Consider the following 13,187-nt stretch of genomic DNA (forward strand, 5'->3'; position numbering starts at 1 on the left):
CACCCGCGGCAACGTCGCCCTTAGGCCTGCGTGCGTCAGTGGCTGGCGAAGTGAGTCGCGAGGCGTGCGAACCCCTCGTCGAGGCCGACCGTCGGGCTCCACCCCAGAGCGTCGCGCGTCCGCCGCTGGTCGAACCAGTGCGCGGTGCTGAGCTGCTCGGCGAGAAACCGGGTCATCGGCGGCTCGTCCGGTCGCGCGAGAAGGGACCACGTCCGCTCCACCACGGCTCCGACGCCGCGGGCGATCGGGACCGGGACGGACCACGCCGGCGGCTCGACCCCCGCGGCACGGCACATCCCGCCGATCAGCTCGGCCACCGGCCGGGGCTCACCGTTGGTCACGACGAACGCCTCACCGTGGACGGTCTCGACGCGCTCGAGCGCCGCGACGATCGCCGAGACGGCGTTGTCCACGTAGGTGGTGTCGATGAGAGCGGCGCCGGTGCCGATGCGAGGCAGCCGGCCGGCAGCCGCGCGGTCCACCACACGTTGGACGAGCTGGGTGTCGCCCGGTCCCCACACGATGTGCGGCCGCACGGCGACGACCGCGAAGCCGGGACGGTCGGCGGCCAGCGCGAGCAGCTCGGCGGCCGCTTTCGTCCGTGCGTAGCTGCCCCGCGCGAGGTCCGGCCGGGCTGGTTGCGTCCCGGCACCGACGATCGAGGAGCCGGTGTGGGCCACGGAAGGGGAAGAGACGAACACGAAGCGCGCGACCCCCGCGGCGCGGGACGCCTCGAGCAGGAGGCGGGTGCCCTCGACGTTCGTCCGGACGAACTCCGCCTCCGCGCCGGTGAACGACACCTTCGCCGCGAGGTGGACGACGGCGTCGTGCCCGAGGACGGCCGCAGCGACGGCGTCGGCGTCGCTCACCGAGCCGCGCACCTCGCGAACGCCGGCGATCCCCGCCTCGCGCCGCTGCAGCACGGTGACGTCGTCGCCGCGGTCCCGGAGCGTGCCTGCGACGGCCCGGCCGAGCATCCCCGACGCACCGGTGACGAGCACCTTCACGGGTTCCCCACCCTCGCTCCGGCGAGCGCCCGCTCCGCCCACGCCGCCAGTCGGGTGCGCTCGACCTTGGAGTTGTGCCGGACGTCGGTCGGGATCTCCGGTACCCGCAGGACCGCGGCGAGGGGCACCGTCGACCGCGCACGGACGGTCCGCGCCAGGCCCGCCGGAGCCAGTGACCAGCTCCGCCGGGCGCCGGCGTGGGCGTCGGGGTCGGTCTCGACCACGACCACCACCTGTTGGGTGCCTGCCGGACCCACCCCGACGGCGGCGGCGCGGCGGACCCCGTTCACGGCGAGCGCCGCGTTCTCCACCGCGACTGGTGTCACGACGCCGCCGGCGGTCGAGATGACGTGGCTCAACCTGCCCTCGACCCACAGCCGACCACGACCGTCGAGATGCCCGACGTCGCCGGTGCGGTGCCACCCCGGCCACGTCCGCGAGTCGGCCTCTGTCGCCCAGAGCCGGTCGTAGCGGTCCTTGAGGTTCGGGGCGGAGACCAGCACCTCACCGGTCACGCCGGCCTCGTCCGTGGGCTCCCCGGCGGCGCGGCCCACGTCGTCGAGAGGCACCACCAGCACCCGGGCGCGTCCGACCGGCCGGCCGACGCACGTGCCGCCGCCGGCCCCTCGGACCGTCCCCGAGGCGGCATCGGCCGAAGCCTGGCGGATCTCCTCGAGCGAGACGTCCGTGACGGGAAGCGCCTCGGTCATCCCGTACGGCGTGTGCGCGCTGGCCGAGGGCACGAGCGCCGCGGCTGCGGCGAGGCGCTCCGGCGCGATCGGGGCACCCGCCGACAGCAGGACCTCGACGCGACCGAGAGCCGACCGCCCGGCGTCCGTCAGCTCGCCGGCCGTCCGTACCACGTTGGCCAGGGCGGACGGTGAGGCGAAGACCGCCCGGGCGTCGATGGCCGCGACGGCGTCCGCGAGGGCGCCGGCCGTGAGCGTGGCAGGGGCCGTGACGTCCATGTCGGGGGTGGCCGACGTCGCTCCGAGTGCAGTGCCGAGCAGTGCGAACGGAGCGAATCCGGCGACGAAGGGCCGCTCGGGCGAGAGCCCGTAGGTGTCGGCAACGACGTCGCGCATGCCCGCCAGCCCGCGGTGGGTGTAGGCGACGCCCTTCGCCGGGCCCGTGGAGCCGGAGGTGAAGAGCACCGCGGCGTCGGCGTCCGGGGCCGGCTCCGGCGGGAGCTCGATGCCGGCGGACTCGAGCCGCCGCCCCTGCTCGATGAGGTCGCGGTAGGTCCCCTCCGCGCCGAGGATCCGGCTGGGGAGCGCATCTGCACCCGCGCCCGCACCCGCGCCCGCGCCCGCGACGAGGACGCGCCGACCGGGCCACCCCAGGGTCCGCGCGCCGAGGAGCGCTCGGTCGACCCCGATGATGACGTCCGGGTCTGCGCCGCGGACGGCCCGCGTCAGTCCCGCCGTCCCGAGCCCGGCGTCGGCGAGGACGACCACGGCACCGATGCGCAGGCACGCGAAGAGCGCGGTCGTCAGCTCGGCGCCCGGTGGCACCAGCAGGCTCACCCGTTGCCCCGGCCTGACCCCGGCGTCCGACAGACCGAGCGCGAGGTGCCGGACGTCGGCGGCGAGGCGTCGCCAGGTCACGGTCGTGACTGCCCCGTCGCGCAGGGAGACGACCGCCGGCCCGTCGGTGTCGGCGAGGGAGTCCAGGGCCGCCCACAACGGCTCGTACGGGGCGCTGTCCCCGCGAACCGGCAGCTCTCCACTCGGCCCGAGGGGCGCCGCATCGGTCCCGCGAGGGTGCGGCGCCGTGTCGCCGTCGACGGCCTCCGGACCCGCGGCCGCCAGCCCGATCCCGCGCGCCGCCAGCCAGCGCACCAGCACGCCGGCGACGTCGGCGTCCTCGACCACGAGGTGGCCGGCGCCCTCGAAGCGGTGGACGTCGGCCTGCGGGAGTCGCTCGCGAAGATCCCGGAGGTAACGCCCGTAGAAGACCGGGTCGCGGGGCCCCCACAGGAGCAGCGCGGGGACGTCCAGGGCGGCGACCCCGTCGGCGACACGGCGCAGCTCCCGGTGGCTGGGGTGGCTGGCGTCGACCGGGATGTCCTCGACGAACGCGCCGATCCCCCGTCGCCGCTCCGCCGTCGTGTACGGCGACCGGAACGCCGCGCGCACCTCCGGGGCGAGCGCCGGACTCGCCAGGGACAGCGTGACCTCGAGGAATGCCGGCGTGAGCACGGTGGCAGCGCTGTGGATGGCGGTGCGGCGCGCCAGGCGCAGCAGCCCGGGCACCGGCACCGCGTCGTCGTGGTGGACGGCCGTGTTCGTCAGGACGAGGGCTGCCAGCTCCCGCGGGTGGTCGACGGCCCACCCGGAGACGACGACGCCGCCCCAGTCGTGGCCCACGGCGACGACCGGGAGCCGTGCGCCCCGCGAGGCCCCGACCTCGGCAGCGGGGACGACGCCGTCTCCGTCGCCCGAGATCCCGAGGGCGTCGGTGAGCCGGCCGAGCTGAGCCACGCGGTCAGCGAGGCGGTGGTGCGCACCCGTGCGTTCGGACCAGCCCATCTCCAGCTGGTCGACGGCCACGACGCGCCAGCCCGCGGCCGCGCCGGCGGTGAGCACCGAGCGCCACAGGTACGACCACGTGGGGTTGCCGTGCACGCACAGAAGGACGCCGCGGGCGGGCCCGGTGAGCGAGGGAGCGTTGTCGAGCAGGTGCCAGTCGTGCCCGTCGACAGCGACGCGGCGCGACCAGGACGGGTCGACCCCGTGCCACGCCGGGGCGAGGGGCCTGGTCCGGTCAGCGCCGGGCGATGCCGTGGTTCCCGGTGCGGCTGAGCCTGCGCTCACCAGGCGAGCTCGAGCATCGTGGTGTTGAGGCCCGACCCGACCCCGAGGCACATCACCCGGTCCCCGGGGCTGAGGCTCTCCGCCTGCTCGGAGAGGGTCATCGCGATCGCGGCAGGGCCGACGTTGCCCCAGCGGTCGAACGTGATCGGCACGGCCGCGGGGTCGAGGTCCACCGCCTCGATGATCGCGTTGGTGTACGGCGTGGAGATCTGGTGGGTGACGTAGCGGTCCAGGCGGCGCCAATCCCAGCCCGAGCGCTCCGCCTCGTGCCACGCGTCGGTGACGAGCTTGAGCCCGTGGGTGAGCAGGCTCTTGGTGTCGGTCGTCATCTTGCCGAACGACCCGACGCAGAGGCGGTGGTGCTCCGTGCCGGCACGGGAGACCCCACCGAGGATGCGGTGCCCGTCCGGCCGGTCCGAGGCGCGCCCCACGACCGCGGCGGCAGCGCCGTCACCGAGGGTGAGAGAGGCGAACTGGTCCGTGTAGTCCCCGCGCGTGACGCACTCCGCCGCGAGCCTCCGGAGCGTGTCCTCCTGCGTGGGACGCACGTCCTCGGCGTCGACGACGACGGCGTAGTCGATCTGTCCGGCGTCGATCATCGCCGAGGCCATCTGCAGCCCGTTGACGAACCCCAGGCAGGCGTTGGTGATGTCGAAGTTGAGGGCCGAGCTCGGCAGGCCCATGCGGTGGTGCACCCCGACCGCCACCGAGGGCTCCAGGTGCGGCCGTGAGACGGAGGTGTTGACGAGCATCCCGACGTCGCCAGGGTCGACCCCAGCGGCGGCGAGCGCCTTGGCGCCGGCCTCCGCGGCCATGTCCTCGAAGTCGGTCCCCTCGGCCCACCACCGCCGCTCGCGCACGCCCGACACGCGCTCGAGGAGGTTCGGCGGCAGCCGCAGCGCGCGCCGCGTGGGCGCCAGCCGTTCCTCGAACTCCGCCGAGGTCACCACCACCGGTGCCTCGATGTGGGCCAGCCCGACCACGGCGCTGTCCCGGTACCGCGCACTCGCGTTTCCGTCTCTCACTCCCTCAGGTTACGGACCACCCCGCACCTGCGCCTGCGGGTCCGTCCCGTGGCACGGACTCACGTCGGCGAGACGGCCTCGTCACCAGGTGGTGTCGGCCTCCGGGCCGTCCTCGAGGATGGTCTCGAGCTCGTCGCGGTCGTCCAGCGGGTGCCTGGCGAGGAAGTGGATGGACGCGGCCAGCCCTCCCCACACGACGACGATGGCGACGATCATCATGACGACGGCGACGGTGCTCATCGCGTCACCTCCCCGTGCGTGGTGCCGGTATCGCGGCCCGTGCCGCGCCGGCCCGGCGGTCGCCCGACCGGGTGGGCGGTGAAGTCGTCGACGGGCCGGCGCCACGGGATCACGGAGTAGAGGATCGAGGCCAGCACGGCCAGGCCGACCACGCCCCAGCCGAAGGTGTTGAGGAACCAGCCCGGGTAGCCCGAGTAGGGCTCGGCGAGAAGACTGATCACGGTCGCCACGAGCATGACGACGAGCACGAGCGGGACCACGATCGCGACGAGCACGCGCCACCACGCACCGACCTGCGCCGTCGACGTGCCGTTGAGGTGCGCCTGGAGCTCGGGGAGCTTGCGGGCCACGAACGCCACGAGGAGCGACATGAGGATGGCGGAGGAGACCACGCCGATCTCGTTGATGTACTTGTCGACCGTGTCCAGGACGGGCAGCCCGGTGGTGGTGGAGTACAGCGCCAGGGACAGGATCGCGGCGAAGCCGCCGATGAAGATCGACGCCTGCACCCGGGACAGCCCGAACTTCTCCTGGAAGGCGGCGGAGACGACCTGGAGCAGGCTGAGCAGCGAGGTCAGCCCGGCCAGGGTGAGCGAGGTGAAGAACAGGACCCCGAAGATCGGCCCACCGGGCATGAGAGAGATGATCTGCGGGAAGGTCATGAAGCTCAGGCTCACGCCGGTGATGCCCTCGAGGTCCCCCACCGCGACGCTCTGCTGCGCGGCCATGTACCCCAGCGTGGCGAAGACGCCGATGCCCGCGAGGAGCTCGAAGGAGGAGTTCGCGAAGGCGGCCACATACCCGGTCGGGACCAGGTTGGAGCGGCGCTTGAGGTAGCTCGAGTAGGTGAGCATGATCCCGAACGCGATCGACAGGGAGAAGAAGATCTGGCTGTAGGCGGCGATCCACACCTGCGGGTCGCCCAGCGCCGCCCACTCGGGCGTGAAGAAGGCGTCGATGCCGTCGATCGCCCCGGGCAGGAACAGGGCCCGCACGACCATGATCGTGAACAGGATCGCGAGCAGGGGCAGGAAGACGCGGTTCGCCCGCTCGAGCCCGCGCTGGACACCGAGGGCGAGGATGATCAGCACGACGACCCACACCACGAGGAGGGGCCAGAAGATCGCCGGCACGATGTCGAAGGAGACCCCCGCATCGCCAGCCTGGAGGAACTCCCCTACGAAGAACGCGGTGGGGTCCGAACCCCAGGCCTCCGTCACCGAGAAGCCCACGTAGCGCACCGACCACGCGATGATCACCGTGTAGTACGTGATGATGACGAACGAGATGGCCACCTGGAACCAGCCGAGCGCCTCGAAGGGACGCCCGAGCCGGCGGAAGGTCGCCGGGGCGGAGCCGCGGTAGCGGTGCCCCAGCGCGTAGTCGAGCAGGAGGATGGGCACCCCGGCGGTCAGCAGCGCGACGAGGTACGGGATGAGGAACGCCCCACCGCCGTTCTCGTAGGCGACCCCCGGGAACCGCCAGATGTTCCCGAGCCCGATCGCGGAGCCGATGGCGGCGAGCAGGAACCCGTACTGGCTCGACCACTGCTCCCGTTCGGGCGCCGAGGCGGACGGTCGTGAGGTGGCCATGAGCTGCCTTTCCCGCAGGTGCCCGCCCGGACAGCACGGCACGTGGTGCCGCCGAGGGTAGCGCCACCGCCCGCGCCGGGCGACCCAGGTCCGCACCCCGACAGCACCGGGCGACCGGGCCCGACGGTACGGAGTCCCCGAGCCCGCGTCGGCGCGCGGCCGTGGGAGCATGGTCGCCGCACCGTAGCCCCGACCCCCAGGAGAGACGCCATGGCCACCCCGCACATCGCCGCCGAGAGGGGCGACATCGCTCCCGCCGTTCTCATGCCGGGTGACCCCAGGCGCGCCGAGCGCATCGCGGCCCAGCTCATGCCGGACGCCCGCAAGGTCTCCGACGTGCGCGGCATCGGGGCGTACACCGGCACGGTGGACGGACGGCCGCTGTCGGTGATGGCCTCGGGAATGGGTATGCCCTCCCTCGGCATCTACGCCAACGAGCTCTTCCAGTTCTACGACGTCCAGCGGATCATCCGCGTGGGCACGGCGGGCGGGCTCTCCCACAAGGTGAAGGTCGGAGACGTCGTCGTCGCGCTCGGCGCCCACACGGACTCGGCGATGAACACGACCCGCATCCCGGGCATCCACTTCTCCGCGGTCGCCTCCTACCAGCTCGTCGCCGCCGCCGTCGCCGCCGCGGGCGGGGCGGACGACGTCCATGTCGCCCCGGTGGTCTCCCGCGACCACTTCTACGGCAACCCCGCCGAGCAGATCCAGGCCCTGGCCGACTACGGCACCCTCGCCGTGGAGATGGAGGCCGCGGGCCTCTACGGCATCGCCGCCGAGCACGACCGCGAGGCACTCGCGGTCCTGACGATCTCGGACCACCTCCTCGACGGCTCGCGGGACATGAGCGCCGAGGAGCGTGAGCAGAACTTCGGCCGCGCGCTGCGGCTGGCCGTGGCGGCCGCACACTGCTGAGGGAGTCTCCGGCGAGCTGCTCGCCGGAGACGTCACGGCGCAGTGCCGAGGGCGAGGTGCCGACGCACCGCTTAGGGCGAGGTCCGGACGCACCGCTGAGGGCGAGGTCGCGACGCACCGCTGACGGGACGCGGCCGAGCCCTGGCGCGCGCGAGGGACCAAAGTCCCGGAACCCGTTGCACACCGCCACCTCCCGGCGCAGACTGGACCTACGTCCCTCAGGCGCGGCGGAGGTCATGATGCGAACCGACCAGCTGGACATGCTCCCGATGCTCTCGCGCGGCAAGCACCGCAACCCCAGGCGCGGTGCCTGCTTCATGGAGCTGGCATCCTTCCTCGCCGGCGAGCGGTGGAGCGACCGCCCGCGCTGCACCCATCCGCTCCTCGCCCACCTCGCGCGTCTGGTCAACGACTGCACCTCCGACGCGGCCCGACCGGCGCTGGCCACGATGATCCCGTCGGTCATCGGGCTCGTGAGCGACGACCCCCGGTGGAACCACGAGATCGCCCACCTGGCCGCGCGCCGCGCCCTGCCGGTGGTGGCCGAGGAGACCCAGCGGGCCCTCGCCGTCGGACTGCTCAGCCTCGACAAGCTGCTCGCGCCCGGCGACGGGCGGGACGAGGACACCCTGCGCTGGACGACCGCCGAAGCATTGGACACCGTTCCGCTCGCGACCCGGTGGGCTCGCGACTTCGTCGCCCGCGGCGTCGTGGGACCGGTCCGGTTCCATCCCGGCCCGGTGATCCTCGACTTCGCGATCCCCGGAATCGCGGCGGCCTGCGTGCCCGACTCGGACGAACGGCTGCGTGACCTGCTCGACTCGGCGATCCGGCTGTGCGAGGCGCTCCGCGGCCGCTCCGACGCCGCACCCCTGCTGCCGGAGCAGTGGCTCGACGTGTGCCGGCCCGCCACCGTCGGGTAGCAGCAGCCACCCGAGAGAGCAGCCGTCAGCCGCCCGAGAGAGCAGGCCGCCCGACCTGGTGCGGCACGGCCGGAGCCACCCGACGTGCCCGCGCCCTTCCGAGCAACGACCTGAGGCCCGTGCCGGGCGCCTGAGCAACCAGCCCGGGCACTTCTCGGCGCGCGGGCGTCCCCCGTGGCACAGCCTCGTCGCGTGGTCCTCGACCGGGTACGGCCGGCCTCGGTGGGGTTCGGCCCCCGCCCTCAAAGCTCTTCACGACAGGCGTGGACAACTGGGCAAATCAGTCTCCAGACGTGCGCCGCAAAGGTATTGTCCAGACCAGACGCTAAGGAGGGCGCTTCCGGTGACTCAGTCTGAGACGCACACGATCGACGAGGCATCCCCGCCGGTCCGCCGGGGTCCGGGCAGGCCTCGCCACGCCGACACCGAGGAGCGTGCGTTCCGCGCCGTCCTCGAGCTCTTCGGCCAGAAGGGCTGGTCCGGTCTGAGCCTGGACGGCGTCGCGACGCACGCCGGGATCGGGAAGTCCTCCATCTACCTGCGCTGGAAGGACAAGCGCGACCTCCTCCTCGACGCCATCCGGCACCTCGAGGCGCACAACGTCACGCCGGCGGGCGAGGACCTCGACATCCGTGAGTACCTCAACCAGCACGCCTGCGCGCGTGCCGAGTTCTTCCTCGGCGAGTACGGCCCCGCGATGGCGCACATGTTCTCCGCGGCCGTGGTGAACCCGGAGGAGTTCAAGGAGATCCGGGAGGAGAACATCAGCCGAGGGGTGCTCGCCCTCGCCGGTCGGATCGAGAAGGCCATCGCGGACGGCGAGCTTCCCCCTGGGACGTCGGTGCACCATCTCCTCGACGCGATCGAGGGCGCGATCTTCGTGCACATGCTCATCAGCTCCTCACGGAGCAGCCGGGAGGAGCTCGAGGCCGGGCTCAAGGACTACGTCCGCGAGCTGGTGGACATCCAGCTCCGTGGGGTGGGTGCACGGGTCTGAGCGCTGCGGGCGGCCACCTCTGATCCCGGCGGGCGGCCACCTCTGATCCCGGCGGGCGGCCACCTCTGATCCCGGCGGGCGGCCACCTCTGATCCCGGCGGGCCGCCGTCCGCGTGCGCGCGGTCGGCGCGGTCTCGAGCACGGCCGTGCGATCAGGGTGTCCGCGCCAGGTAGGCCGCCGCGGTCCACAGATGGGTGACGGCGTAGGCGCGCCACGGACGCCACGCCCGTGCCGCGGCCACCGTCTCGGCGGCGGAGGCTCCCCCGAGGGCACGTCGCAGCACGAGGTCGCCCGAGGGCAGTGCGTCGCGGTCGCCCATGGCGCGCAGGGCGAGGTACTCCGCCGTCCAGGGTCCGACACCCGGCACGGCGAGGAGGGCGGCCCGGGTGGCTCCGGGGTCCTGGTCCGGGTCGATCCGGAGCCCGGCGGCGCACACCGTGGCCAGGGCGTGGAGGGTGCGGGCCCGGTTCCCGGTCACCCCCGTCACCTCCCTCAGCGCGGACGGTCCGGCGTCGGCGAGCACCTCCGGCGACGGGAAGGTGCGCAGCCCGCCGCCTCCCGATGTTGCCGTGCCCGGGACCGGGCCGCCGAGCGCCGCGACGAGACGCGCCGCGAACGTCCGGGCAGCGGCGAGGGAGACCTGCTGACCGAGCACCGTGGTCACCGCCGCCTCGAAGCCGTCGACGTGCCCGAGCACCCGTAGACCGGGCCGGGCGGCCACCAGCGGTGCGAGCGCCGCGTCCTTCGCCAGGTGGACGTCGACGGCCGCGACGTCGGTGTCGAGGTCGAACCAGCGGCGCAGACGGGCGACGACGGCGTCGCCGTCCCCCGGGTGGGCGAGCTCGATCTCGGCCCTGACAGCCGTCGGTGTGATCCGCAGCGAGACGGCGGCCGGCCCGTGGGCGCCCGGGACCGTTCGACGTACCGACCCCGCGGCGGGGTCGACCTCCTCGAGGCCCGGCACCGCGTGCGCGGCGAGTGCCGCGAGGAGCGGCCCGACGGCGAGCGGCGTGGCGGCCGGCAGGAGGACATCCACCGCGGTGCCGCTCACACCGGCGTGCCGTCGGCGCGCCACAGCCCGGACGCGCCGCGGCGGTGCGACCCCACGAGATGGGTGTCGACGATGCCGACCGCCTCCATGAGGGCGTGCACCGTCGTGGGACCGACGAAGACGAACCCGCGACGCTTGAGGTCCCGGGACAGCGCCACCGACTCGGGCGACGTCGTCGGCACCTCGTCCGGCCGGGTGGGCACCGGTGTCCTGGTGGGACGGTAGGACCACACGAGCTGCTCCAGCCCCCCGTGCTCGCGCAGGGCGATCACAGCCCGGGCGTTGGTCGTGGCCGCGAGGATCTTGGCGCGGTTTCGGATGATCCTGGGGTCCGCCATGAGCCGCTCGACGGCGTCGGCCCCGAAGGCCGCGACCACGTCGGGCTCGAAGTCGTGGAACACCTCGCGGAAGGCGGGACGCTTGCGCAGGACCGTCGCCCAGGACAGGCCCGCCTGGAACGCCTCGAGGCTGAGCCGTTCGAAGAGCGCACGTTCGCCGCGCACCGGCATGCCCCACTCGGTGTCGTAGTACGCGCGGAGGAGCGGGTCGGTCGCCGCCCACACCGGGCGGGCCAGGCCGTCACCGCCGACGACGAGCCCGTGGAGGACGGCCGGTCCGCCGTCGCTCGGCACGTCCCCGCCGTCGCTCGGCACGTCCCCGCCGTCGCTCGGCACGTCCCCGCCGTCGCTCGGCACGTCCCCACCGTCGCCTCGTCTCACGCGGCCCGCTCGAGGTCGAGGAGGACCCGCTTGGCCGGCAGACCGCCGCGGTAGCCGCCCAGTGAGCCGTCCGAGCGCACCACCCGGTGGCACGGCACCACGAGCGGCACCGGGTTCGTGGCGCAGGCCGACGCCGCGGCCCGGACGGCGGTGGGTCGGCCCGCCGCGGCCGCCAGAGCGGTGTAGCTGGCGGTCGCGCCGTACGGGATCTCGCGCAGGTGCGCGAGGACCTCCCGGCGGAAACCGGCTGTCAGCCGCAGGTCGAGGGTGACGTCGAAGTCGTGCCGGCGACCGCTGAAGTACTCCTCGAGCTGGCGGGCGACAGACTCGAGCCTGCGCGGGTCCCGCAGGATCCGCGGGCTGATGCGCTCGCCGAGCGTGGCGAGGACGGCCTCCTCGCCCTCATCCTCGAACGCCACGCGCACCAGGCCGACGGGCGTCGCCGCGAGCAGGAGCCGGCCCAGCGGTGAGTCGACCGTCCGGTACGCGACGTCGAGCAGGTCCTCGGCGTCGGCCAGCTCGGCGAGGCGTCGGTGCAGCGTCGCGAGGTGCTCGGCGTCGACCTCCCGCGCCGGCGCCAGGGCGTCCGGGGATGCTGCGGGCCGGGACAGGGCGGGGCGCTCGGCGGCACCGGCCTGCGCGCCCGGGTGCTTCTCGGCCGGGTGGGCGGCGCCGTCCGCCAGGTCGCTCGTCTTCCGGTCGCTCGGCCGCTCGTGGACGGACCCGTGTCGGGTGATGCTCATGAGGACGCTCCCAGTCTCTCGCGCAGGTTCCGGATGCCGTCGGCGGCGGCGCGCCGGGCGGCCGGTGCGGTCCCACCGACCAGCGCCGCGACCTGGTCGTAGGGCAGTCCCGCGAGGTGGTGGTAGGCCACCGCCTCCCGTTGACGCTCGGTGAGCTCACCCAGCGCCCGCCACAGGTCGACGGCCTCGTGCCCGTGCGTGGCCGGGGGGACGACTCGTTCCGGGAGCTCGGCCACCGGCACCGCTCGGCGGGCCCGGGAGCGCAGGAGGTCGATCGCCTTGTGCCGGGCGATCGTCACCAGCCACGCCTCGACGTTCGCGCCGTCGTCGAGGGCCGGGTAGGCCCGCATCGCGGCCAGGAAGGTCTCGGACCAGGCGTCGTCGGCGTCGACCGGGCCCACGAGGGCGCGGCAGACCCGCAGGACCGTGGGGCCGTGCTCGGTGACGACCTGCTCGAAGGGACTCACGCCCGGTAGACGTCCTTCCGCGCCCGGATGTGAGGGGTGGGCGCACGCCGATCGTAGGACGTGACCGGCTGGGATCAGCGCCCGGGTGGGATCAGCGCCCGGCGGGGGTCAGCGCCCGGCGGGGCGACAGGCGGGGCTCGAGCGTCTCGGCGACGTGCGCCACCGACTCGCGCAGCCGCAGGGTCTCGCCCTCGTCGAGGGTGTCGACGACGGCGTCGACGAGCCGGACCTGCAGCGCCTGGGCCTGCTGGAGGAGGACGGTGCCCGCGGGGCTGACGTGGATCAGGCCGGGGGCGCTCCCGTCGTCCGCGCGGTCGTGGGCGTGCCGGCCGAGCAGGCCCCGCTCGGCCAGGCCCTCGACGGTCACGCGGGCGGCGGCGTCGGGCTGGCCGGTCCGCCGCGCCACCTCCCGGAAGTGGTCGGCGCCCTCGGAGACGGCGGTGAGGGCCTGGAGCTCACCGAACCGGATGCCGAGGAGTGTCTCCATGTGGCGGAAGATCTGCTCGCGCGACCGCGTCATCACGGCCATCTCCTCGACGAGGTCGAGGGTGTCGACGAGGTGCTCGCTGGGGTCGGACCGCTGGACGGCCGAACGGGCCCGGCGGTTGCGGACGAGCTGGTCGCCCGCGAGAAGGGCGGGGTCGGAGGATGTTTCCTGGGGTGTTTCGTGACTCACACCCAGCACAAC

Annotated in this window: 13 protein-coding genes; 3 read left to right on the forward strand and 10 right to left on the reverse strand. The window is 73.9% G+C overall.

Annotated features, from left to right (window positions below; translation table 11 throughout):
* Positions 1-35: 35 nt before the first annotated feature.
* From AAEM63_RS10340 to AAEM63_RS10360, 5 genes are all read right to left on the reverse strand, one after another.
* Positions 36-1,007 (reverse strand): NAD-dependent epimerase/dehydratase family protein, encoded by a 972-nt coding sequence (locus tag AAEM63_RS10340; protein WP_341358189.1) that lies wholly within the window; start codon positions 1,005-1,007, stop codon positions 36-38.
* A complete protein-coding gene (locus AAEM63_RS10345; protein ID WP_341358190.1) occupies positions 1,004-3,823 on the reverse strand; it encodes an alpha/beta fold hydrolase in 2,820 nt (939 codons plus the stop codon). Before AAEM63_RS10345 ends, AAEM63_RS10340 begins: the two co-directional genes overlap by 4 nt.
* Positions 3,820-4,848, reverse strand: a complete 1,029-nt coding sequence (locus tag AAEM63_RS10350; protein ID WP_341358191.1) for a 3-oxoacyl-ACP synthase III — start codon at positions 4,846-4,848, stop codon at positions 3,820-3,822. The genes AAEM63_RS10345 and AAEM63_RS10350 overlap by 4 nt, the downstream gene beginning before the upstream one ends.
* An 81-nt stretch (positions 4,849-4,929) precedes the next feature.
* On the reverse strand, positions 4,930-5,088 hold the full coding sequence (locus tag AAEM63_RS10355; protein ID WP_123919335.1) for a methionine/alanine import family NSS transporter small subunit: 159 nt from the start codon (positions 5,086-5,088) through the stop codon (positions 4,930-4,932).
* Positions 5,085-6,680: a sodium-dependent transporter gene (locus AAEM63_RS10360; RefSeq protein WP_341358192.1), complete on the reverse strand. Its 1,596-nt coding sequence runs from the start codon at positions 6,678-6,680 to the stop codon at positions 5,085-5,087. Before AAEM63_RS10360 ends, AAEM63_RS10355 begins: the two co-directional genes overlap by 4 nt.
* A 210-nt stretch (positions 6,681-6,890) precedes the next feature.
* On the opposite strand from AAEM63_RS10360, the gene deoD reads away from it, so the two are divergent.
* The 3 genes from deoD to AAEM63_RS10375 all read left to right on the forward strand — a co-directional run bounded on the left by deoD (position 6,891) and on the right by AAEM63_RS10375 (position 9,518).
* Positions 6,891-7,598: a purine-nucleoside phosphorylase gene (deoD, locus tag AAEM63_RS10365; protein WP_341358193.1), complete on the forward strand. Its 708-nt coding sequence runs from the start codon at positions 6,891-6,893 to the stop codon at positions 7,596-7,598.
* A gap of 236 nt (positions 7,599-7,834) precedes the next feature.
* Positions 7,835-8,521 (forward strand): hypothetical protein, encoded by a 687-nt coding sequence (locus AAEM63_RS10370; RefSeq protein WP_341358194.1) that lies wholly within the window; start codon positions 7,835-7,837, stop codon positions 8,519-8,521.
* A 343-nt stretch (positions 8,522-8,864) separates the two neighbouring features.
* Positions 8,865-9,518: a TetR/AcrR family transcriptional regulator gene (locus tag AAEM63_RS10375; protein ID WP_341358195.1), complete on the forward strand. Its 654-nt coding sequence runs from the start codon at positions 8,865-8,867 to the stop codon at positions 9,516-9,518.
* A gap of 152 nt (positions 9,519-9,670) precedes the next feature.
* Here the strand turns inward: AAEM63_RS10375 and AAEM63_RS10380 are convergent, their stop codons facing one another.
* The 5 genes from AAEM63_RS10380 to AAEM63_RS10400 all read right to left on the reverse strand — a co-directional run bounded on the left by AAEM63_RS10380 (position 9,671) and on the right by AAEM63_RS10400 (position 13,175).
* The gene (locus AAEM63_RS10380; protein ID WP_341358196.1) at positions 9,671-10,570 is read right to left on the reverse strand and encodes an AlkA N-terminal domain-containing protein; all 900 of its coding nucleotides are present in this window, start codon (positions 10,568-10,570) and stop codon (positions 9,671-9,673) included.
* Positions 10,567-11,202: a DNA-3-methyladenine glycosylase I gene (locus AAEM63_RS10385; RefSeq protein WP_341361356.1), complete on the reverse strand. Its 636-nt coding sequence runs from the start codon at positions 11,200-11,202 to the stop codon at positions 10,567-10,569. The genes AAEM63_RS10380 and AAEM63_RS10385 overlap by 4 nt, the downstream gene beginning before the upstream one ends.
* Before the next feature lie 83 nt (positions 11,203-11,285).
* On the reverse strand, positions 11,286-12,032 hold the full coding sequence (locus AAEM63_RS10390) for a methylated-DNA--[protein]-cysteine S-methyltransferase (protein ID WP_341358197.1): 747 nt from the start codon (positions 12,030-12,032) through the stop codon (positions 11,286-11,288).
* Positions 12,029-12,499, reverse strand: coding sequence for a sigma-70 family RNA polymerase sigma factor (locus tag AAEM63_RS10395; protein ID WP_341358198.1), 471 nt, complete (start codon positions 12,497-12,499; stop codon positions 12,029-12,031). The genes AAEM63_RS10390 and AAEM63_RS10395 overlap by 4 nt, the downstream gene beginning before the upstream one ends.
* Positions 12,500-12,590: 91 nt before the next feature.
* Complete coding sequence (locus AAEM63_RS10400) at positions 12,591-13,175, reverse strand: hypothetical protein (protein WP_341358199.1); 585 nt, start codon at positions 13,173-13,175, stop codon at positions 12,591-12,593.
* Positions 13,176-13,187: the final 12 nt, after the last annotated feature.

It is taken from the genome of Georgenia sp. M64 (assembly GCF_038049925.1).
Classification (GTDB): Bacteria; Actinomycetota; Actinomycetes; order Actinomycetales; family Actinomycetaceae; genus Georgenia.

What these genes read in the sequence shown, in the direction of transcription:
- AAEM63_RS10370 (WP_341358194.1), top strand. Translation starts at nt 7,835, where the DNA reads ATGATGCGAACCGACCAGCTGGACATGCTCCCGATGCTCTCGCGCGGC.
- AAEM63_RS10355 (WP_123919335.1), bottom strand. Translation starts at nt 5,088, where the DNA reads ATGAGCACCGTCGCCGTCGTCATGATGATCGTCGCCATCGTCGTCGTG.
- AAEM63_RS10390 (WP_341358197.1), bottom strand. Translation starts at nt 12,032, where the DNA reads ATGAGCATCACCCGACACGGGTCCGTCCACGAGCGGCCGAGCGACCGG.
- deoD (WP_341358193.1), top strand. Translation starts at nt 6,891, where the DNA reads ATGGCCACCCCGCACATCGCCGCCGAGAGGGGCGACATCGCTCCCGCC.
- AAEM63_RS10360 (WP_341358192.1), bottom strand. Translation starts at nt 6,680, where the DNA reads ATGGCCACCTCACGACCGTCCGCCTCGGCGCCCGAACGGGAGCAGTGG.